At 60.6% G+C, this 21,622-nt stretch carries 21 protein-coding genes and 1 riboswitch; of the genes, 5 read left to right on the forward strand and 16 right to left on the reverse strand.

The features are described 5' to 3' along the window. Positions 1-2: 2 nt before the first annotated feature. From QQW98_RS06420 to cobT, 8 genes are all read right to left on the reverse strand, one after another. Positions 3-776, reverse strand: a complete 774-nt coding sequence (locus QQW98_RS06420; protein WP_290136698.1) for an ABC transporter ATP-binding protein — start codon at positions 774-776, stop codon at positions 3-5. Continuing rightward, complete coding sequence (locus QQW98_RS06425) at positions 773-1,822, reverse strand: FecCD family ABC transporter permease (protein WP_290137087.1); 1,050 nt, start codon at positions 1,820-1,822, stop codon at positions 773-775. Before QQW98_RS06425 ends, QQW98_RS06420 begins: the two co-directional genes overlap by 4 nt. Further along, entirely contained in the window at positions 1,747-2,574 is an 828-nt protein-coding gene (locus tag QQW98_RS06430) for an ABC transporter substrate-binding protein (RefSeq protein WP_290136699.1), read from the reverse strand. The genes QQW98_RS06425 and QQW98_RS06430 overlap by 76 nt, the downstream gene beginning before the upstream one ends. A 6-nt stretch (positions 2,575-2,580) precedes the next feature. Continuing rightward, positions 2,581-4,464: a TonB-dependent receptor plug domain-containing protein gene (locus QQW98_RS06435; RefSeq protein WP_290136700.1), complete on the reverse strand. Its 1,884-nt coding sequence runs from the start codon at positions 4,462-4,464 to the stop codon at positions 2,581-2,583. Positions 4,465-4,625: 161 nt separating this feature from the next. Beyond that, positions 4,626-4,835: riboswitch (cobalamin riboswitch) on the reverse strand. A gap of 32 nt (positions 4,836-4,867) precedes the next feature. After that, on the reverse strand, positions 4,868-5,473 hold the full coding sequence (cobO, locus tag QQW98_RS06440; protein ID WP_008603669.1) for a cob(I)yrinic acid a,c-diamide adenosyltransferase: 606 nt from the start codon (positions 5,471-5,473) through the stop codon (positions 4,868-4,870). After that, on the reverse strand, positions 5,470-6,003 hold the full coding sequence (locus QQW98_RS06445) for a histidine phosphatase family protein (protein WP_290136701.1): 534 nt from the start codon (positions 6,001-6,003) through the stop codon (positions 5,470-5,472). The genes cobO and QQW98_RS06445 overlap by 4 nt, the downstream gene beginning before the upstream one ends. Continuing rightward, positions 5,994-6,746, reverse strand: a complete 753-nt coding sequence (cobS, locus tag QQW98_RS06450) for an adenosylcobinamide-GDP ribazoletransferase (protein WP_290136702.1) — start codon at positions 6,744-6,746, stop codon at positions 5,994-5,996. The genes QQW98_RS06445 and cobS overlap by 10 nt, the downstream gene beginning before the upstream one ends. Then, positions 6,743-7,741 (reverse strand): nicotinate-nucleotide--dimethylbenzimidazole phosphoribosyltransferase, encoded by a 999-nt coding sequence (gene cobT, locus QQW98_RS06455; RefSeq protein ID WP_290136703.1) that lies wholly within the window; start codon positions 7,739-7,741, stop codon positions 6,743-6,745. Before cobT ends, cobS begins: the two co-directional genes overlap by 4 nt. 540 nt (positions 7,742-8,281) lie before the next feature. Between cobT and QQW98_RS06460 the strand changes: the two genes are divergently transcribed. Genes QQW98_RS06460 through QQW98_RS06475 form a run of 4 tightly spaced genes read left to right on the forward strand, consistent with a single transcriptional unit; the run spans position 8,282 to position 11,778 of the window. Next, positions 8,282-9,049, forward strand: coding sequence for a sce7726 family protein (locus QQW98_RS06460; RefSeq protein ID WP_290136704.1), 768 nt, complete (start codon positions 8,282-8,284; stop codon positions 9,047-9,049). A gap of 7 nt (positions 9,050-9,056) precedes the next feature. Further along, the gene (locus QQW98_RS06465; protein WP_290136705.1) at positions 9,057-9,992 is read left to right on the forward strand and encodes a sce7725 family protein; all 936 of its coding nucleotides are present in this window, start codon (positions 9,057-9,059) and stop codon (positions 9,990-9,992) included. A 7-nt stretch (positions 9,993-9,999) separates the two neighbouring features. Then, positions 10,000-11,022 carry an RES family NAD+ phosphorylase gene (locus QQW98_RS06470; RefSeq protein WP_290136706.1) on the forward strand — a complete coding sequence of 341 codons (1,023 nt, stop codon included), beginning with the start codon at positions 10,000-10,002 and terminating at the stop codon, positions 11,020-11,022. A 6-nt stretch (positions 11,023-11,028) separates the two neighbouring features. After that, the gene (locus QQW98_RS06475) at positions 11,029-11,778 is read left to right on the forward strand and encodes a hypothetical protein (RefSeq protein WP_290136707.1); all 750 of its coding nucleotides are present in this window, start codon (positions 11,029-11,031) and stop codon (positions 11,776-11,778) included. 16 nt (positions 11,779-11,794) lie between these two features. Here the strand turns inward: QQW98_RS06475 and QQW98_RS06480 are convergent, their stop codons facing one another. Genes QQW98_RS06480 through QQW98_RS06495 form a run of 4 tightly spaced genes read right to left on the reverse strand, consistent with a single transcriptional unit; the run spans position 11,795 to position 17,012 of the window. Further along, positions 11,795-12,658 (reverse strand): hypothetical protein, encoded by an 864-nt coding sequence (locus QQW98_RS06480; RefSeq protein WP_290136708.1) that lies wholly within the window; start codon positions 12,656-12,658, stop codon positions 11,795-11,797. A 57-nt stretch (positions 12,659-12,715) separates the two neighbouring features. After that, positions 12,716-13,471, reverse strand: coding sequence for a hypothetical protein (locus QQW98_RS06485; RefSeq protein WP_290136709.1), 756 nt, complete (start codon positions 13,469-13,471; stop codon positions 12,716-12,718). Next, the gene (locus tag QQW98_RS06490; RefSeq protein ID WP_290136710.1) at positions 13,468-15,276 is read right to left on the reverse strand and encodes a hypothetical protein; all 1,809 of its coding nucleotides are present in this window, start codon (positions 15,274-15,276) and stop codon (positions 13,468-13,470) included. The genes QQW98_RS06485 and QQW98_RS06490 overlap by 4 nt, the downstream gene beginning before the upstream one ends. After that, a complete protein-coding gene (locus QQW98_RS06495; protein ID WP_290136711.1) occupies positions 15,273-17,012 on the reverse strand; it encodes a hypothetical protein in 1,740 nt (579 codons plus the stop codon). The genes QQW98_RS06490 and QQW98_RS06495 overlap by 4 nt, the downstream gene beginning before the upstream one ends. Before the next feature lie 278 nt (positions 17,013-17,290). Here QQW98_RS06495 and QQW98_RS06500 point away from each other — a divergent pair. Continuing rightward, positions 17,291-18,045, forward strand: a protein-coding gene (locus QQW98_RS06500; protein ID WP_290136712.1) for an IS5 family transposase whose coding sequence is annotated in 2 segments (ribosomal slippage) — positions 17,291-17,609 and positions 17,609-18,045 — 756 coding nt in all. Because the reading frame shifts where the segments join, the coding sequence is not laid out codon by codon here. Between the two features lie 254 nt (positions 18,046-18,299). Here the strand turns inward: QQW98_RS06500 and QQW98_RS06505 are convergent. The 4 genes from QQW98_RS06505 to QQW98_RS06520 all read right to left on the reverse strand — a co-directional run bounded on the left by QQW98_RS06505 (position 18,300) and on the right by QQW98_RS06520 (position 21,596). Then, complete coding sequence (locus tag QQW98_RS06505) at positions 18,300-19,988, reverse strand: recombinase family protein (RefSeq protein ID WP_290136713.1); 1,689 nt, start codon at positions 19,986-19,988, stop codon at positions 18,300-18,302. 52 nt (positions 19,989-20,040) lie between these two features. After that, complete coding sequence (locus tag QQW98_RS06510; protein ID WP_290136714.1) at positions 20,041-20,289, reverse strand: recombinase family protein; 249 nt, start codon at positions 20,287-20,289, stop codon at positions 20,041-20,043. Between the two features lie 93 nt (positions 20,290-20,382). Further along, positions 20,383-20,556, reverse strand: a complete 174-nt coding sequence (locus QQW98_RS06515; protein WP_290136715.1) for a hypothetical protein — start codon at positions 20,554-20,556, stop codon at positions 20,383-20,385. Between the two features lie 29 nt (positions 20,557-20,585). Beyond that, on the reverse strand, positions 20,586-21,596 hold the full coding sequence (locus tag QQW98_RS06520) for a hypothetical protein (RefSeq protein WP_290136716.1): 1,011 nt from the start codon (positions 21,594-21,596) through the stop codon (positions 20,586-20,588). Positions 21,597-21,622: the final 26 nt, after the last annotated feature.

Genomic DNA, 21,622 nt, shown 5'->3' on the forward strand with positions numbered 1-21,622 from the left:
CGTTACACGGGACCCAAGATGTCGAGCCGGATCCGTGCGCCATTCCGGATAATCTCTGCCTCGATCCCGAACACTCGCCTCAGACGCTCATTGGTATAGGTCTCTTCTGGCGTCCCATCCGCTACAATCCGCCCCTCATCCAACCACAGCACGCGGGTGGCGTAACGCAGCGCGAGATCGAGATCATGGACGACCGTAAGCACTCCGTGACCGCCCTGCGCCATTGAGGCAAACAACCGCATGGTCTGGTGCTGGTAACGCGGATCGAGCGCGGCGACCGGCTCGTCGGCAATGACCAGCGGAGTCTCGGCAGCGAGCGCACGCGCGAGATGCACACGGGCCAATTCACCGCCCGATAGGGTATCGGCTGCCCGCTCTTCGAAACCGTCCAGCTGGCAGGCCCCGATCGCGTGAGAAACCGCCGCCTCATCGCCCGCTGACAGCCGCCCCAAAGCTGCGCCATAGGCGAACCGCCCGAGCGAAACGACGTCGCGAACCGGTTGCGGCCAGACCAGCGGTCGGGCCTGCGGCAGGTAGGCGATCTTGCGCGCCCGCTCGACCGGCGAAAGCCCAGCGACCGGCTCGCCATCGATCGACGCCGAACCGGCTTCTGCTTGGAGAAGGCCGAGCGCGAGGCGCAGCAGAGTCGTCTTGCCTGACCCGTTGGGGCCGATCAGCGCGGTGAGTTCCCCTGGTTCCAGCGAAAAGCCAGCATCGACGACCAGCGGCTTGCCGTCCACCGCGTAGCTCAGACCGCTCGCTTGCAGAATGCTCATGCCAGCCTCCGTCGCGCAGCGATCCAGATGAATACCGGTGCACCGAGCAGTGACGCGACCACGCCCAGCTTGAGCTCGCTATCGGTCGGCAGAACCCGCACGCCGATGTCCGCCAGCATAAGGATCAGAGCGCCGAGCATAGCCGATGGCACCAGCAGCCGTGCCGGATCGTAGCGCAGGAAAGGCCGCACCAGATGCGGCGCGACGATCCCGACAAAGCCGATCGCACCAGCAAGCGCCACAGCGGCACCTGTCGCCAGGCCGGCGCCGATGATGACCGCCAGCCGTTGCCGCCTGAGGTCCAGTCCCATTCCTTCGGCCGCCTCGTCTCCCAAGGCGAGCGCGGACAGGCCTCGGCGCGATGCAAGAAGCACCACCACCCCGATCGCCATGAAGGGCAGCGCGAAGATCAGGTCGTCGAAGCTCCGATTGTCCACCGTGCCGAGCATCCAGTTGACCATGTCGGCAAGGCTGAACGGGTTGGGCGCGAGATTCATCAGCAGCGCCATGATCGCCGCCGAGAAACTCGAAAGGCCGACGCCAATCAGGATCAGCGTGACCACGGAGCGGGTGCGGATCGCGGCCAGCGCCACCAGCAGGGTGGCGATCAGCGCCCCCGCGACCGCAGCCAATGGCAAGACGAGTGGACCGGCAGTCGCGAGACCGAAATAAAGCACGAAAGTCGCGAAGAGCGCGGCGGTAGCCGAAACGCCGAGGATGCCAGGCTCTGCCAGCGGATTGCGCAGCAGGCCCTGAAGAGCCGCCCCGCTTATCCCCAGCGCCGCGCCGACGAACGCGGCAGCGAGCGCACGAGGCAGGCGGATTTGCCAGACCACCAGCTCGTCACCCTGACTCGATTGAAATGCGAGAGCAGCCAGCACGCGGTCGAGCGGCAAGGGCACCGAACCCAGCGCGACCGAAAGAACCAACGCACCTGCCAGACCTGCCAGCAGGATGAACACCACCCGATTCATCGCGTGTTCTCCCCCGATGTCGCCAGCGCTTCGACTGCGTCTAGCAGGAACCACCCACCGCAAGCCGTCCATGCTCCTTCTAACGGGACGACCGGCAGTTCGCGCAGCTGCGCCTGCGCCACCGGATGGCGCGCCGCGCTCCAGTTGTCGACGTGGTTGGTCGCGCTCTCGAAAAACGCCGCCGCGATCAGGTCGGGGCGCTCGTAGGCGAGGCGTTCGAGCGGAAGGGGATTCCAGCCGGGGCGATCCTGGAAATTCTCGAGGCCGGCCGCCACGAACAGTTCGTGCACCAGTGTCCCCTCGCCAGCGGTCACACCGGCGGGGGTCATGTAGAGAACTTCGCGACGAGGCCGGGGCCTTTCGGCGAGCGCCCAGAGGCGCCGATCCATCTCGGCGACGAGTTCCGCCGCCTCCTCGGGCTTGCCGAGTTCGGTCCCCACGCGCAGCACTTCGCCCCGCACTTCGTCAATCGATTGGGGGAAGCCGATCTGCACGACCGGCACGCCCGGCTCTTTCATGAAGTCCGCAATGTCGTGCCCGCCGCCATATGTCCGCACCACCAGATCGGGCTGTAGCGCGAGGACATCCGCCGTGCGCGGACGCACCGTGGGGATACCGTCGGCCGCCGCGCGCATGTAGGAAAAGCGTTTCCCCGCATCGGGCGACAGCGCGAGGATATCTTCGCGATCGGCGAATTTCAGCACATATTGGTCGGCGCAATAATCGAGGCTGACGATCCGTCGCGGCGCATCGGTGCCCCGCTCGGGCACCTGCGAACAGGCACAGAGCGAGAGGCACACCAGCGCCGAGAGGATCGCCCGCATCATCGACTACATCCGGAAGCGCACGCCGCCGAATACCGCGCGACCGGGCTGGCCGTAACGATAAACGGTCTCGTATTCCTCATCGAACAGGTTCTCGACCCGTCCGAAGATCTCCAGCTGCTCGGTGACACCGTAGCTGGCCCGAAGGTCGGCCACCACATAGCCGTCCAGTTGCCGTGTGTTGCTTGCATTGTCGAAGCTGTCCCCGACAACGAGAACGGTGGCTCCGATGCCGATGCCGTTACTCATCCGGTAATCGACCACCAAGTCGGCCTTGTCTTCGGCACGCCGGGCAAGCTTGTTGCCGGTGGTCTCGTCGATCGCATCGATATTGGTGTAGTTCAGCGCGACATCGAAGCCGTCGACCGGACGGACCGCGAGTCCGAACTCCCAGCCTTTCGCCGATGCGAGTTCGGTGTTGTCGTAGAAGCCGAAAGGCGGTGTCGCGGTCGAGACGAATCCGATCAGATTGGTCGAATCCCTCTCGAAATAGGTGACACCGATCTGCGCACGCCGATCGAGGAAGCTGTGCGTTATGCCGACATCCCAGCTTTCCGATTCCTCCGGCAGAAGGGCCGGATTCCCGTAGGTGCTATAGATCTGATAGAGCGATGGGGCCTTGAAGCCTTCGCCATAGCTGGCCCGCACCACGGTATCGCCGCTATTGGGAGTGTAGGCGCCGCTGGCCGCGAAAGTCGTTGCATCGCCGAAGGTCTCGTGATCGTCGTAGCGCACGCCCCCGGTCAACGAGAGACCTGTCACGGGGCTCAGGTTGACCTGTCCGTAGACGCTGTTGATCCAGACGTCGGCTTCATCGGTGCCGCTGCGAAAATCGGATTTCTCGCGCTCGGCCCCGAAGACCAGTTCGACAAACTCGGCGGCGTCGAACACGCCCTGATACTCGTAGCGACGATTCTCGCCATTGGCGTCGAACGTCTCGGTATCGGTATCGAAGTTGAAGTTGCGGCGATCGATATTGGTGTAGGCGAAGCCCAGCCGATTGCGGAAACGACCGTCGAGGAAGTCGGCATTCAGCCCCGCATAACCAACGAAATCGTTGCGATAGGAAACTTCATCGACATCCGCGAAGACGTAGTCGGGAGCCGGGAAGCCATCGATGCCCACTTCGCCGTCGGCGTAGAAGCCGCGCAGATCGATGGAGAGGTTTTCGCTCAGGGCTATGTCGATCTTGCCATTGACGCCAAGGCTTTCGAAACCGTCCCTCTCGGCCCCGCCCCGCGCTTCGCTGAAGGCAGAGATGCCGTCGGTATGCAGATAGCTTGCCCCGATGCTGGCCGCGACCGGGCCGAACCGACCCGAAACATTGCCGGTCAGTTCCGCCGTATCGCGCGCGCCATATTCGGCACGGGCAAACATGCCGAGTTCCTCGGTCGGTTCGCGCGTGATTAGGTTCACGACACCGCCGATCGCCTGGCTGCCGTAGAGCACGCTCTGCGAACCGCGCACCACTTCCACCCGGGCGATATTGCCCAGCAGCAGCGGTCCGAAATTGAACCCGCCGCCGGGCGACGCCGGATCGTTCAGCTTCACGCCGTCGATCAGCACAACGGTCTGGTCGCTTTCGGCCCCGCGGATGGAGACGCCAGCATTAGTGCCGATGCCGCCATTACGGTTGAAGGTGACGCCGGGGACGGTGCGCAGCACATCGAGCACATCGCTCGGCTGACGGTTCACTATTTCCTCTTCCTCGACGACGGTGACCGATTCACCTACCTGGCTGATCGCCCGTTCGGTGCGATTGGCGGTGACGACGATCGTTTCGGAGCCCAGTTCCTCGTCTTCGGGGCGATCGACCGACTGGGCGAATGCTCCGGTCGAACACAGCGCCACGGCCGATGCCGCGACGGGCAGATAGAGTGCGGTTTTCATTGCAAAATCCAAAGCCAGTCCACGCGGAGGCTCCGGTGCCCGCATGGTCAACTCGACAGATGGCCCGCTGCCGCTCGCCGAGAGCCGCAGCGCCGGTAACCGGCCTGGCTGTCGTTACTTCGGAAAAGAACTTTCCTGTCCCACTGGGCTGGACCCGGCCCCGGACGAACGACGCGACGGCAGGTCTCCTGGCTTGCCGATCAACGCCTTCGAACCGTCTTCCCGGCGCCACCCAGTGCAGGGCTTGGCCAGTGACGTGTTGGTTCGGGGCTCCTGGCTCACAGTTGCGGGCACAGCGCCGGTATCGCACCGGCTTCCCTCTTAGCTCCAGGCGATTTCGCACCTGCAGCACCGTCTGTCCGCGCCAATGCTCGCCTCGTCCGTTGCTGTCAATCCTTGCCTGCTAGAAGTCGATGCCCTGCTGCGCGCGGATACCGGCGTGGTAGGCGTGCTTGATTTCGGCCATCTCGGTGACGGTGTCGGCATAATCGATCAGTTCGGGCTTAGCGTCCCGCCCGGTAAGGATGATCCGGGTATCACCCCTGCGTTCCAGCGCCTCGATCACTGCCGCGGGCGTCAGGTATTCGTAGCGCAACGCGATATTGATTTCGTCGAGCACGACCAAGGCGTAGTCGCCGCTCGCGATCAACTCACCGGCCTTGGCCAATGCCGTTTCCGCGGCTTCGATATCGCGATCCCTGTCCTGCGTATCCCATGTGAAACCGTCGCCCATGACGTGCCAGTCCACCAAATCCGGGAAGCGCGAGAAAAACTTCTTCTCGCCCGTCTTCCACTTGCCCTTGATGAATTGCACCACGGCAACCTTCTGTCCCCAGCCCAGCGCGCGGGCGATGACCCCGAAGGCCGAGCTCGACTTGCCCTTCCCATCGCCGGTGTGGACCAGCACGAGGCCGCGTTCTGGATCCTTGAGCTCCCGGCGCCGCTTCGCTTGCGCGGCCTGCAGCTCCTTCATCTTCTCCTTGTGTGTATCGCTGTCGGTCTCGCTCATACGCCCCCTCTTGGTTCAACGGTGAGGAACTGGCCGAAGCCGAGTTCGAGTTCAAATGGGTTAGGTCGGCCGAGGGCCGCGGCGACGCAACGGACGACGCCGAGATGCGTGATGGCAAGGATATGTCCCTCGATCCTCGCGGAATCGAGCAGATATGTGCGAACCCGCTCAGCCATTTGCGCGACACTCTCCCCTCCGTGCGGGCGAGCGCCTTCGATATCTTCTGCCCACTCATCGATCTCGTGACGAGGAATATCGTCCCACACCTGCATTTCCCAGTTCCCGAAATCGATCTCCATCAGTCTCGGGTCGGCGTGGACGGGAAGGTCGAAATGCGCGGACAACTGCTCCGCCACCGCAGTGCATCGGATCAGTGGGCTGCTGTCGATCCGTGCAAAGCGGCTGGGCAACGCGGCCACCAGTGCATGAAGGTCTTTCTGGTCAAAGGCTTTAGCGGGAACGTCCGACAGGCCGTAGCAAACGCCCGCTTCGATCTGCGGCTCGCCATGGCGGAGCAGGATCAGAGCCATGCGAGGGTGCCAAGATAGAAGCCGACTTCGCTGATCTGCTGCACCGCGCCGAGGCAATCGCCAGTATAGCCGCCAAGCTTGCGCTCGAAGAGCAGCCGCGTCGAGATATGGCCGATGGCAAGGCCGGCCAAGCCGCATAGCGCTGCGCCGGGCCCAAGAATGGTCGCACCGATTGCGACCGCAGCGATCCCGGTTAGCGTCGCCACCACCAGCGGCGCTGCTCCGATCCCCTTCGCAACCGGCTTGGCGATCCCCTCGGCACGTGCGTAACGACTTGTCGCGATCACGATCACTGCCGACAGGCGCGAGGCTCCGTGCGCCACGGGCAGGGCGGCGAGTGCGACCATGAAAGGGAGTTGCGCCAGTGCCGCGATCTTGAGCAGCAGAACTATGAACAGCGCTGCGGCTCCGAATGTGCCGAGCCGGCTGTCGCGCATGATCTCCATCATCCGCTGCGACGTTGTCGCGCCTTGCCCATCAAACAGGTCCGCCAGGCCATCCTCGTGAAAGGCACCGGTTGCCAGCAGCGTAGACGCAGTGCCGAAGATCGCTGCGATAAAGGCCCCGCCGATTGCCCAACCGAGCGCAAAAGCGGCAGCGCCGATTACGCCGATCAACACGCCGACCAGCGGATAGAAGCCGGGCGCGGCCTCGAAATCGCTCTCGTCGAGCTGCGCCGCGGGCAAAGGAAGTCGCGTCAGGAACACCCACGCGGCCAAAGCGGCGGCGAATGGACGCTTCATGAAATCGGGGGAGCGCCGGACACCCCTGCCTGAGAAAAGCTTGCCATGCCGAAAAGCGAGAGCGCGGCGTGAATAATCGGCACGGCCAACAACGCGCCGGTCCCTTCGCCCAGCCGCATGTCGAGGTCGAGCAGTGGTTCGGCTTCTAGCCAGTCGAGCAGCGTCCGATGGCCGTGTTCTGCCGAGCGATGCGCATAGACAAAGGCCCGTTCACAGTCTGGCTCGATCGCCCGCGCAAGCGCGGCGGCAGCGGTCGCGATAAAGCCATCGACCACCACAAGTTTATTCGATGCCCCGGCGCCAACCATTGCACCCGCCATCGTGCCGATCTCGAAGCCGCCAACCTCGGCCAGCGCTTCAATCGGCGCAAGCGCTCCAGTCCGCGCAGCTGCGTGTTCGAGAACCTCTTGCTTGTGGGAGAGAGCGGTATCGTCGAGGCCCGTCCCTCGCCCTACGAGTTCGGCCACGGAAATGCCGCTCAGCTTGTGCGCAAGCAGGGCTGCAGCGGAAGTGTTCGCGATGCCCATCTCGCCGAAACAGACGATCTTGCTTTCAATACCGCTTGCGAACTGTCGCCCTTGCGCAATCGCGTTCCTTGCCGTCTCGGGCGACATCGCAGGCCCTGTCGAACTGTCGGCCGTTCCCCCTCCCAACGACAGATCGATAAGCCCATCACGTCGGCGCGGCGGATGCGCGATTCCGCAGTCAACGACGGTCACCGGTATGTCGAATTGCGCCGCGATGACATTCGCAGCGGCTCCGCCTGCAAGGAAGTTGGCGACCATTTGGCCGGTAACCTCCTGCGGGAACGCGGACACACGCTGTGCGGCAATCCCATGATCAGCTGCGAAAATGGTCAACGATGCCGAAGCATTCGACGGAGTCATGTCGCCAAGGATCGCAGCAGCCTGAACTGCAAGGCTCTCGAGCCTTCCCAATGACCCTATCGGCTTAGTCTTGTCGTCGATCAGGCGCTGGAAGTCGGCTCGGGTCATACGATGCGCGTTTAGCGAATACAGAATGACTTTGGAACGGCATGACAAAGCCATACGCATCGAGCGCTTGTGGAGGTCCATTGGCAAGGGCAGGGCAATTTTGCGAGTCCGAGCAGTGTCGCCACAGTGGCGTGTTGAGCAAACGGCAGCTTTCAAGTCGCGAGGCGAACCATGCTAATGACCGAAATTAGGGCGCATTGCCGCCCGGCCGTTTTTGGGCCGGGAGGAGACTGTCGGCTTTCCACCGGCAGACGGTGATAGCAGACATATGTGGGTGCGACGCCCGCTCGCCTTGCCCACGATCCGAACCCGATCTAACGCTTTACCTAAGCTGGAACTTCAGGATTCCGTTCCCGACAGTTCTTCGCTACAAGGTGCTGTATACCGTGCGATGCTAAGTACGGTTCTGGTGAGGAAGCGAATATCTTTAGGACAGCGCAACTTTCTGCTTTGAAGCGGCTCTTTTCCGCTAGCGTTTTTCGCGAATTAGCCAAAAAGGGGCGCTCGAGCCTCTTTTGCAGGTTGGTCGAGCAAACAGATTTGATCGAGCGTGTCACGCCTTGTGCGACTGTCGGAGACACATTCGAATCCGCCTTTGAAATTCTGAAGGTGGCAGGCCGACGCGACGAATATGTCTATCGGGCGGCCATCAGTCACAAGATCCTGATGGGCACCCACTCGCTGCAATCCGCGTCGATGCTCAACGAGTTTCGCGCCGGCTCATGCAAGGCCGATCTGGTCATTCTTAATGGTACCGCGACTGTCTACGAAATAAAATCGGAGCGGGATTCGCTGACCCGGCTCGCCAACCAGGTTGAAAACTACAAACGCGTATTTGCAAAGGTGAACGTGATCGCCGGCGAGAGCCATGTCGATGGCGTACTTGCGACCGTTCCTGCAGACGTGGGCGTCTTGTGCTTGTCACGACGGTATCAGATCTCAACTGTGCGCGACGCCGTCGATTGCCCACAACGTGTTTGCCCAGTGACGGTATTCGAATCGCTTCGTGCAGCCGAGGCCATCGCGATCCTCAAGTCACTGGGCGTCCTGGTTCCGAAAGTTCCGAACACACAGCGCCATGCAGCATTGCGCACCCTGTTTGCCGATCTCGATCCAGCAACCCTGCATGTCGAGATGGTTCGGACCTTGAAGCGGACCCGCAATCTTGCGCCGCTCGGCGAGCTTGTCGACCAACTACCAAACTCGCTGCAGGCAGCTGCATTGTCGATCCCGGTACGCCGCAGCGATCATAATCGTCTGGTCACGGCGGTGGCCACGCCTCTGCGTGCCGCGATGGCATGGAGTTAAGCCGACGATGTATCATCCCTATTTTCGTGGAAAGCAGTTCGAGCTCATTACAATTCGTGAAATGGCTCCCTTGCTCGCCGAGAAGGAATTCGTCCCGATCATCGAGCCAGTGCGCGAAGCGCTCGGCGGTCTGAAAAAGACGCTAACCGCCGTGTGCGACGCCGGCGGTCGCGCCATAGTCATCGTCAATCCCTATCATGGCGATCATCAGGAAGATGGGACAAGCATCACCGGCCTCCTACAGGAAGGCTTTATCGGCAACGACGCAATTGCCGCGGGTATCCTGCTACGGAGCGACATGACAGTCGCCGAAGTCTTGGCATGCTACGCCGATCATTCGGACCATAATCCGGTGCTGGTCCATGCGGGCTTTACCGCGCCAAAAGATCTGGCGGCCGCCCTAGCAGCGGACTTGCCGGACATGACCAACGTGTTCGTCGATGACCACGCCAAGCTCCTCTATCGGAAGCATTTCAGCGACAGCGATCGCATCCTTGTGCGGGACGGGTTCAAGCGGCAGCGCAATGCGGACTACCCTGCAATGGAAGAGTTCTCCGACCTCCATGTGACCTATGCCGATCTCGGAATGGATGGTTTCGGAGATTTCCTGATCGTGGGCGACGTCTATAGCGAAGGCGGTGGACCGGCTTATGCGGTCGCGATCCACCTGTCCTTCATCGATCCCGACAAGGACGATGTGATGTACATCTATCACTTCGTCTCCGACACCAAGGACACACCGACCGACCCGGCAGGCAAGTTCGGCCAGGCGCTCGCAAAGGTCATTGCCAAATTGGATAGCGGCAATTCAAAGCTGCTCGAGACCGAGGCGATCAAGGAATTTCGCGAGCTCCACGAAAAGGGCCATTTCCCGGGCCTCGGCTATGTCAAAAAGCTCTCGATGAAGCATCATATCGAGACGCTCGCTGACTATATCGGCTGAGGCCGACATGGCGAAGCGGTACTGCTGTCCCGAATGCTTCGACGATGGCGGCCTGCGCGACGACATCTTCCCTTCGCTGGACCCGGAACGCGGGACATGCAGTTTCTGCGGAACCGGCGACACGCTGCTGGTCGAGCCTGCGCAGCTCGCGACCTGGTTCGAGCTGCTCGTCAATGTCTATGAGGTCGATGAGGAAGGCAAATCGCTTGTCGAATGGCTGAAGGATGACTGGCAGCTGTTCACCCACCCCCGGATGGACATCGCGCATGCCAAGGATTTGCTCGGCGAAATCCTCGATGACGGTGAGATCGTACGGCAACCTTTCGCGCCATCACCAAGCTATATCAGCGAAGGTCTTGCGCTGTGGGAAAATCTGCGCGACGAGATGATGTACCAGAATCGCTGGTTTCTCGACGTGTCGATCGATCAGGATCGCCTGCGCCAGCTTCTCGATCTGCTGCTCGCGCCCGACCTGCCGGGCCAATGGTTTCGCGCGCGCATCCGTACCGACGACGAATTCTTCCCGATCGACAAGATGGGCGCACCGCCGAAGCGCCGGGCATCGCACGGCCGCGCCAATCCCGCCGGTATTCCCTATCTCTATCTAGGTTCGAAACCGGAGACGGCCGCGGCCGAGATCCGGCCGCATACGGGTGAAGTTGCCTGCGTCGCCGATTTCGCCATTCCCGACATTCGCGCGGTCGACCTGCGCAACCCGCGCAAGCTGGTGTCGCCATTCATCCTGACCGACGCCAGCGAGATCGGCCAGCTTCGCGCCGACTTACCGTTCCTTGAACGTCTCGGCGAGGAACTTACCCGGCCCGTGCTGCCCTCCGGCGCGGCGATCGACTATATCCCAAGTCAGTATCTGTGCGAGTTCATTAAGAAGAGCGGGTTCGATGGCGTCGTTTATCGCAGTTCGGTGAGCGATGGCATCAACCTCGCTCTGTTCGATCCGCGCAAGGCTCAAGGTGGCGCGGTTTCGCTGTACCATGTCGCGAAAGTCTCCGTCGAAGTTGCGCCGACATAAGCGGACATGATCGACATCTACTCCAGGGGTGTCGCGCGCATTCGGCACGCCACGACCGGCGAGGTTTATGAAATCGATGCCGCAGAGCTGGAATGGGAGGCCGTCGGCTCTGAAGAGCGACAGATGGGCCCCGAGAACAGCTACGCCGCTGTCATTGACCATCCGGAACTTGGACAGCTCAGCTGGAGCCTGTGGGAATATCCGGTCGGAATGGAAAACATGGTTGAGACCGAGGTGAACGATCATGAATTGCTGGAGAACATCGAATTCGGCCTCCAGCATCTTCCGGACGATGATGAGTATGCGGAGCAGCCGCTTCCCCTTGCACTAAGGCTTGCGGCGCTCCCGGCGCAGCTAGACGAGTTGGATCGCGCCCTGGCCCGATTGCAGGCCGCTGCGCCCATGCTGGGCCATAATCGCCCTCCGGAGGAATATCACCTCGAACTCCCCCAAGTCGACCTGGACGGCGCTCGAGACAGCATCGCCGACATTCGGGGCGAGCTCGCCAAACCGGACGCTATGGCCACCGCCGACGGCGCTTTGCTGCAAAAGGCGGAAGGCCGGATTCGGCTGCTATCGACCAAGATTCTGGGCTGGCTCAAATGGGCCGGAAAATTGTCAGGGGCCGGCCTTGTCACCGGAATTGGAACCGGCGTCGGAAAGGAGCTGTGGGAAGATCCGGTCGCACTCTATGATAAGCTTGCGAGCGTCGCGGAGACGCTAGTCCAGTGGATTCAGCATATCGGCTCTATGTAAGCACCTGCTGCGTCGCTCAATAACCGATTTCGCTCCACAGTGCGGCTTCCCGGCGCGCTTCCAGCTCTTCCAGAGGCACCGCGATTTCGCTGAACTCCAGCGCGTACATGGGCATCTGCCAATTGTTGTAGAGCACTCGGTAATGCTCGTCGGTGGCCGCGTCGGTGATGAGCCTGGCCGCATCGAGGCGATCGAACATCTCACCGGTCAGGCGCTGGCCATCGTCGAACTGTTGCACGTCGACGAAATCGAGTGCACCCCAAACCTCATTGACGATCCGCACGCCTTTCTGGGTAAACATGCCTGTCGTCGCCATAGCATCGACCAGCGCAAGCGCATTCGGAGGGCCACCAAAGATGGTCTTAGAGAGCGACCCTGTCGGCGCGCTCCACTGCGGGACACCGTCTTCATACACCTCGATGTCGGCATACATCGCGGCTTCGCGGCTATAGCGCTGCCAGTTCGGAACAATGTACTCGCCGGCAAAGCCTTCCAGCGAGTGGCCCTGGCGCGCATCGTCAACATACTCGCGAAGCTGGTCGATATTTACCGGCCGCCAATGCTGCGCATCGGCGTAGATCAGCCGACCAAGATGATCGTAGAAGGTACGAACGATGGTGCCAGCACGGCGGGCAACCAGCTTTGCGGGACACCGCGCCATGTCCATCAGGATCAGCGCCTTGGCGGCTTCTTCCTCCGCAAATCCCTCGAGCACCGTCGCTTCGCGTGACCCATTCTCCAATTGGCTCGAACTGCCCCAAAAGCTGCGCGCACTGACGGAAATGACTGGGAGACCTTCCGCAATGAGGCGCAATCGTTGCGGCTGCCTGAGATGTACGAGAATGCCCGCGCGCCGGTTGCCGTAAGAAACTTTTGCCATCCTTGCCCTTACCATGTGCCGAGCTTTGCTGCGCCGCGAAAAGACTGACGCTTACGCTCAGACTTTCGGCACAGAAATCACATAATCCATATCTTTAACATCGCCGGCCTCCAGCTGCGCATGAAGACGCTGTGCCGCCTCAGGGCTGCGGCAGAAGGATTCCACGTCGAACTGGAATTGGGGCAAGGACGGCCCGAGGATCGCGTCGGCTTTGACGGCTTCGGAGAGCAACCGGTCGACTTTGTCGAACAAGCTATCCTGACGCTCGGCAATTTCACGAAGCCGGACTTCGATCAAATGAATCAGGCGCATTGCCAACCTAGCCTTATGCTGGGCGCGGACGGTGTAGACACCGAGCTGCCGCTGTCGGCGCGTGAAACTCAGGATCACAGCTTCGCGAACGAGCGGACCGTCCTTGAGACCCTCGCCGCGCCCGAAATGTCCAATCGCGCCATTCCGCAGGAGCTTCACTTCCTCGTGCGTGGCCCGCTCCTCATCTGTCAATCTGGCCTCGCCAAGCAGCGACGGCCGCTTGCCCGTGGTGAAGGTCGCGCGAGCGTAGAGGACGACGGCCTGAGTGAACAAGGCACCGGTGATGGTCGTCTCATCATTGAGCGTTCTGATGTCTTCGCGCGGACTTTCCTTCTGCCTTGCCTCAATCAGCCGCAACGATGCTAACGCCGTGCGCAAGTCTTCGCGGATCGATCCTGCCGCGGCCGCGCGCGCGATCGCCTTCACAAGCTCCGGATGGCGCTGCTGGGCAGACAAGTGCTCCGACAGCCTGACCAGGTCGACGCGTCTGGCACCCTTCATTTGGATCCTCGGCGCGGCTTGCGCGCGTCGTTGGCCGTTTTCGACCGCGCACGGCGCTTCCGCTTGGTCTTTCGAATGGGCCCTCCATCCCCCAACCCATTCTTTGCGCGCAGCTGTTTCACGAGCCCGAGCCAGAGGTCGGGCGGCAAGGGCAAGCGGTAATGGCGGCAGGCCAGGGCCAGGATCGGCCAATGACCGAGCCGGATCGCGGAAAGCTGGAGGAAGGACGAGGACGGCGAACATTCGGTTTCGAGGATGCGCATCAACTCGGCGCCATCTTCGGTGATCGGCAGACCGCCGAGAGAAGCGCCGTGCTGCGTGTCGCCGACATAAAAGCGCTCCTCGGTATCCCCGTCCGCGATCCAGAATTGAGCGTTGCAATAGCCGAGGAATTTCGCGGCAAATTGCGCCAGATGCGCCGATCCCTTCGCGCCGCCGAGCGAGGCAGCCCAAAGAGCGAGAAGCGGGAACAGGGTGCTTCCCTTGGTCTGCGCTTGCCGAAATTCATCGGTGCGCTCGTGCGGATGATCAATCAGGGTGCGATAGTCGCTATGGATCGTGGGATATCGATTGTGCGTTCGATAAGCCAAGGTGATGCGCTCGATCAGCGCCTCGGCGTAGTTGCATGCCGCCGGATTCCATTGTTCCAGCATCGACAGAAAGAGCAGGGCCACGCCGATGTCGACGACCTGCTCGTCGGTGATCGGGGTCAAGAGGATCGGATTGTTGCGGATCAGCAGGACAATCTGTTGGGCCAACTCGGTGGCTTCCGGTGACTCCCAATCCGAGCGAAGCTCGGGTAGCTGCGCCGTTCCGGCCTTGAACCAGAGGTGCCAGAGCCCGCGCATCGCGACCCGTCCCAGCGTCTCGAACAGCTTGAGATTGACGTCAGCCGACGCCGCCGAGTTGACGGCGACCGATATAGCGTGTTGCTTGCCGACGAAGGGCAAGATCTTCTCGCCAAGCAAACCATCCCAGATGGTGAAATGAAGATCGACCAGATCGGCATAGGCGATGCCGATCGCCTCGCTCGCCTTGCTCGTGCGAGTGATATCGTCGCGGACGAGTTGCCATGCATGCAGAAGCGCGCGCTCGCTTGCCCGATAGGGCGCTTCGATGTTCCCGGTGTCTCGCGCCCAGACGAAGAAAACCCATAGGCAGATCGAGAGCTGACGGAGAATCGTTGTGCGCTGCCTGGGCGTGGTGCCGGTGGTCGCGCAGATTCCTCGGATGAGCGCTGCGAAGTGCGTGAAAGCCACCTCCGGCTCGTCGACCATTGCGACGGCTTTCTGGAAATGCGTGCGCAGCTCCGGACTAACAAGCTGCTCGCGCAGTACGCCGTCGACGAGGAGGCCGGCCAGATAGTCGCCATTCCATTCCTCAAAGGAAAGACCCTCGCGCGTCAGCTCGTTGGTGAACATCGTCAAATTGTCGCGGACGGCTTCCTGGACGTCGCCACCGAAGCAAAGGCAGATCACCACGTCATGCTTGCGGTACGCCCTGGCGACACGCGTCGGAATGTAGACGTCGATAATCTCGTTGATTGAGCTGCGCAGCGCCTGCGGCGTCCCGTCCCAGTCAGCCCGGGTGAGATCGCCCTGCTTCAGCGAGAACAAATAGAGCTTGCGCTTTCCCTCGCTGTCCGGGAGGCTGAGCGCTGCGACGTCGACACCATATTGCCGCGTACCGATGGAAGGCCGCGAGATCACCGTGTAGCCGAGCTCGCTCAACAGGTCGGGGACGACCGCGTCCAGTTCGCGCCGTTCACGCAATGATGCAAGATACTGGCGGAAGATCAGCTTCATTTGGTGCGATCTTCCCCCCGGAAGTGGAGCAGCATCATCTGCAGTCCCATCGGATCAACAATCTCGACGCGCGGCATTTCGAAGGAATGACTGATGCTCCCCATGGGCGTTTCGATCCGCCGCGGCTCGTCCGTATGATCCCTGAACCAGGAAACAGCGCGGATTCCGTACAAGATGAGCGATTCGGTCGCGATCTCGGCGAAGATCGATTTCTTCCGGGCTGCCCGCCAGGCTTCGGACATGCTATCGGAATGCCGCTGTAATTCGAGCTGTCGCTCGCGTTCCGATGGATGGAGTTCCGGCACAATGCCGATCGAGCTGAGCCCATCGAGATAGGCCTCCTGCCCCGCGAGCGCCCGCTGAACGGCGGTGTGCGCCGGATCGGTGTCATCTTCCGAAATCGGCTTGAGATAATCGTCCGCGATTCCACTGTAATTGATCAGGATTGGGTCGACGAGCAGCTCGACGATCGCATCGGCGGCTTCGGCCGGCGCGGAGCGCAGCAGCGACACGATCAGCGAGGCCATGACGCTCTGTTTCAGAAAGAAGGTAGCGATCGCCTTGCGCGCCAAATAGGGGTAATCGGCATCCGTGAGCACGAACCGCGCAAAGTCGATCCCGAAGTCGAATTCGTCGGACCCGGCCCCGAACAGCGCGTCGTTCATCGCGCCACAGAGGTCATAGTCGCCATCCAACAGCCAGGCGACCACCCAGTCTTCCAGGACCTGCCCGTCGGCGTTTCGCAGCGTGTAGCTGAGTGAATCCAGCTCCTCGAGTTCAATTCGGTCTTCCTCGCGGCGAAGGATGTGCTCGAGATAGTGGCGCGCACGTTCGGCGTGACCGTTCTGCACCAGCTTCATCAATGCTAGGTCGAGCATCTCGACGGTGCCCTTATTCGCGCCCTTGATGGCCAGCAAAGCTTCCAGCAGGGCGTCGATCAGCTCGTCCGGCAGATGTTCGGGATCGAAGGCCAGCGTGCGCGCCGCGGTATCGAGCGTATGGTCTCCACGCTGCTCCAGCGCCGCGACCGCCAGTTCGGTCAATTGGTCGCGTCGACCGGGCGGAGCATCCTTCAAACGCCGCGCGACGGCCGTGATCAACGGCGCGCGAATAGTGTCTTCAGCCGTCACCAGGTCGGAAAAAGCCGCGACGAAGCGATCCCATTCCGCATCGCTCTGGCATGGAATTTGGCCGAGCGCGTTGATCGCGGCCTGCCTCTCGGTCTCGCTCCCACCCGTCAGAAATCCATAGGCCCGATCGAGGAAATAGGGTCGATCGACGGCAACGCCCTGCTTGATAGCGATGGTCAGAAAGCGATCCGCGTGCGGAACCTTGCGGTCGACAAGGGCCAGCAATTCCTTGGGGCGCGACGGCTCCGATCCACACCATTTCGAGAATTCCTCGACCGGCATCCCGGCGGCCATGTCCTGCCCCGCTGCCTCGATGAGAACCTGAACCACGTTGAGAAGAGCTTCCGCCGGCGCTTGAAGACGACTAATCAGGGCGCGGTATACCTGCTGGCCGCCCCAGAAGACCTGTCCCTCAAACGCCTGGATGGACTCGCGCGTTACGATATTGAGGAGATCAATTTCACCGCCATTATGAAGATCACCGAGCATCGCAATGGTCGGATCGCCGTCATCGTGCGAGCGCGATCCGTAATCATGGAAGATGGCATTCAGCAGCGAGCCGTTAGCCGCATGAGCAAGAATTTCGGCACGGATGGCATCGCTCATGGTCTCAGCGGGCTCCCAGTTCGGATCGCTCGTAGGATCGTGTGCTTGGTATTCCCATGAACATGTTTTTAAGTTTTGCCCAAAATTCGCGTCAGAACGAATATAGAACAATGCCGCGTCAAATAAAGCCTCAGATCTGAGTATTGGCTGCTGTGCCTTATTTGAAGGAGATGGAATGAAGGGTGTCGGGAGCTGTCGTGCTAGGCTCAGGACCTATTAAATCGCTTGCATGAAGGATGATTGGTTGATTCAAGGACAGCGTCAAGGAGACGCTGTTGATGGATGTTCCGTTTCTGCTGAGCCGTGCACAGATGCGCCGGATCGAGCCGTATTTCCCGCTGTCGCACGGCATCCCAAGGGTCGATGACCGGCGGATCGTGTCGGGGATCATCTATGTCATCAAGCATGGGCTGATGTGGCGTGATGCGCCCAAGGGCTATGGCCCACACAAGACGATCTACAACCGCTTCATCCGCTGGAGCAAAATGGGCGTGTTCAACCGCATCTTCGCCGAACTGGCGGGCAAGGCGGGCGAGCCGGACACGGTTATGATCGATGCCACCCATTTGAAGGCCCACCGCACGGCGGCAAGCCTCTTAAAAGGGGGGCTCTTCCCAGACGTATCGGGCGCACCAAGGGCGGGTTGAACCCCAAGCTCCATGCTGTCTGCGACGGGCTGGGCAGGCCGATAATACTGCTGCTCACCGAAGGCCAGATGAGCGATCACAAAGGCGCCGCTTTGCTGCTTCCCATCCTGCCGCACGCCAGGATGCTGCTCGGCGACAAAGGCTATGATAGCGACTGGTTCCGTGCCGCACTCGACAACCAGGGCATCGCCGCCTGTATCCCGCCGCGCAAGAACCGGAAAATCCAATATCACTACGACAAGCAGCTCTACCGACAGCGCCACAAGATCGAAAATGTCTTCGGCAGGATCAAAGACTGGCGTCGCGTCGCCACCCGCTATGACCGATGCGCCCACACATTCATGTCCGCCATCTGCATCGCCGCTACCGTCTGCTACTGGCTGTGATCAATGAGTCCTGAGCCTAATCCGAATGGCTGAGACGGTGTCGCGTAGCTGCCATCGGAGATGGGCTCATCGAAGGGCAGCTATCTGCAAGCTACCCTCTAAAACCTGCCGTTCTGGAGTGTCCGACAACGCTTTCCTTCAGTCGGCACCATAACAGCGTCCGCTTTTGGGATCATCGACGAGGTCGCTGAACGGCTGAGAAGGGGCGCAAAGCTGCCGCTAAAATTGTCGCATTGACTTGAACACAAAAATGATCACAAGAGTCCGCAGGATACATTAGAGAACCGCGGAATTCCGCGCTTTTCAGAGATCGGCCCAAGACGAGTTCGAGTCCTCTTCTGGCACCATTTCCGGTCAAAGTTGGGCACCTCGCCCTTCGATCTGGCCACTGACGCAGCGCCGTGCGCCAATGCGTCCGTCTGCCCAGAGATTTCGACCTTCGGGCCAATACGGATCTTCTCGATAAAGGCACGAGCAATCTGCTGGCGCGCCTCGTCCTTGCCGTGCTTCAGCTCTCGGCGAACAATGTCCCCAAATCTTTGAATTACGGACGAAGTGATTCTAGCAGGCCCACGTTCGAGCTGCTGATGTAGCGTCGTCACAGTCGTATTAAGGCCATCGATCTCCGTACGTCGTTGCTTCAGCCTGGCCGTGATGTCCGGATCGCGAGGAGAAACTGCTCCAGTCTCAATCGCGTCGTGCAGATTAGAAAGACGGCGACGGGCGTCTGCTAACTTCGCCTCGCACTGTTCCAATTCTTGTAGCTTGCGCTGACGGCCCTCATCGGAAGTATCGAGCACCTTCGTGAGCAACGGTTCGAGATGCTCTTCCCCGAATACCCTATCAGCGACTTCGCCTAGAACGAGTTCGTCCAGCTTCTCAGCCCGTACGTTGGGACAATCGCACGCCGATGCACCCCGGTTCACTTTCGAATTGCAGGAATAGTAGCGATATCGGCCACCCTTTCCTGTCCTGATTGTCATTCCCGCACCGCAGGCTTCGCATTCCGCTAATCCGATGAGAAGCGTCGGACCGCTTACTACCCGTGGAGGCGTATTTCGCGGTGCCCGCTCTTCCCTGAGCGCTGCAACGCGGTCGAATTGTTCCTGAGTGATAAGCTGCGGACAGTCCACCCAAGTCCATTCCTCCTCCGGCAGGAGATTGCCGAACTCGTCGAACTTGTTGCCTGGAAAACGGCCGAGGTAGTGGGGGCGAGACAGGATGCCTGCGACAGTCGCATTGTAGAATTTCTTCCCACGGCGGGTGTAGCCATGTTTGTTCAGGTATTCGGCAATAGCCCGGCCCCCCAAAGGGCTACCATTCAGACCTTTCTCCGCAAGGTCGAATATCATCCGAACGATGGCCGCTTCGGACGCGTTCAAAAAGAGCTTCTTCTTCTCCTTCTTCGAACGCACTTCGACTGTTCGGGACTCGTAGCCAAGGGGAACGGTCCCTCCGACCCAGAAACCCTCCTCGGCGGTCCCTCGGAGACCCCTTCGGGTATTCATTGATGCCTTAACGATAGCATCCTGATCCTGCCAGCTGGTCAGCAGCTTGTGCAACATGCCGAAATGGTTGTCTTCGAACCTCTGGTAGACGAACAGGCACTGCACCCCAGCGCGCTGGAGTTGTCCCTGCGTAATTACCGTGAATTCCACGTCGCGGGCGAGGCGGGCCATATCACAGGCGATAATGCAATCGACCGGATGATCATCGCCGGTAGCGAGAAGCATCATTCGGTTGAATTCCGGTCTTTTCCAGTCGGAGCCGGACAGTCCCGGTTCAACAAAGATCTCGATGAGATCGATGTCGTTCTGAGTGCAGTATTTTTTGAGATCGACTGTCTGCTGCCGGAGCGAGGTCTGATGCTGGGCCTGCTCGGCCGTGCTGACACGGACATACGCGTATGCCTTTCGCCGATCCGGTGAAGCCCTATTTCCCACGTTATCTCCTCTGCCGTTTCATTCTTCGTAACCAGCGAGATGCCATGCCATCTTACCCATGCCTATCGAGCAGCGCTTCCCTTTCCTCGTCTGCGCAGATGAACTCGATACCAAGCGCATCCAGTTTGCCGAGGATACGAAAATAGTCGCTATACTCTCTTGCCAGACGATCTTTCCCCGCCACGATCACTGCATCTATATTATACCAAGTAATGCAATTCAGCATGCGCTCGCGCTCGGATAGAACCGAACAGCCTCCTCCAATATCAATAAAAACGCGATACAGGCGCAGGGAACGCATGGCTGCGATAACCTTATTCTTTCGCTCTGCACAGCGATAGAGCGTGTCATCGCAGGCGCGTCCATGTGGGAACAACGAATGTATCCAACGGCATCATTCATCGAATATCTCCTTCAGTCCGTCCTCGCCAATAAGTTCGAGCAGCAAGCGCGCGAGGAGATCATCCGATGGAGACGCCAGCCACTCGATTTCTGCATGTGCGTTGTCGAGCGGCAGCGCGGTCGTGCGCGCATGCGAGGGTCTATCATCCCTTGCCATCGCCAGCATCCGATCCGTCGCTGCCGTCTCGATCCGAGTCAGTTCTTCGATGCCGGACCGGCATCCGAGCCGGGGGGCATCAGGAAAGCGAGCAATGCCTCCAGCGCCGCTTCGAACTCCTCATCCGGAAAACCGGGCGGGAAGTTGATCACCTTTCCGCCCTGCCGCTTCCGATCGACGTTAAGCCGGACCTTCAGCCCACGCCGCTTTTCCGGCTTTCCGAGCATGCGGTTGCGCCGCTTCGGTTCGGCACGCTTGACATTGATATTGAGCGCTTCGCGAACCTGCTCCGTGCTGAGCGCCCCCCCAGATTCCAGCAGCTTCTCGATCGCCCTCCTGAACCGATCCATGTTCGGAGTGCTTCCTTCGGGCTCGGCGCCGTCAGCTTTCTTCAGCCGCTCCCGCGTGGTGTGGACGTCGAACCACCAGCCGCGCGAAACCTTGGACCGATTAACGAGCCGGTCGGCCACAGCACCGAGTTCCTCCTCGGTTTGGGCCGCCGAGATCATCTGTGAGACGTTGCCAGCGCTGACGCCCAGTTCCTTTGCTATGGCTTCCTGGGCAACACCGGAACGATGTCGGGCGAGTGCCTGACGGCTCGAGACCATGGGCTCACGACCACGAGCCCTGCGAGTGTCGGCGAACCGGATAGCCAGCGCGTCTTCTTCGCTGACCTCGATGACCTTTACGAGCGCGTCGCGGTCGCCCTCGACGATCGCCCCGAGATGCACATATCCATCGACGAGAAAGAGGCTGTTACCGCGTCGAACAACCGGGAAGGGCGCGACGAGATGCGACTGTGAAGTGACGGCATCGGCAAACGCTAGATCGTCTTCCGAGAAGGCCCTGCGTTCGTGGAGGTTAGCGTCGAGCTGGATATCCCTCGCGAGAAAATAGGATGGATCGTTCCTTTCAATTTTGTCCGCGGTTGCTGAACTATTTGTCGATGGCTCAGTACTGGATGGGTCTGCGGCTTCGGTCGCATACTCTATGCCGTTGTCCGCAATGTTTTCTTCGAAGGCCAATGAGGCCTGATTTTCCGTGTCCATGGTATGCCTCCTTCATTGAGAGGCAC

Origin of the sequence: Alteriqipengyuania flavescens, from assembly GCF_030406725.1 — a bacterium.
GTDB lineage: Bacteria > Pseudomonadota > Alphaproteobacteria > Sphingomonadales > Sphingomonadaceae > Alteriqipengyuania_B > Alteriqipengyuania_B flavescens.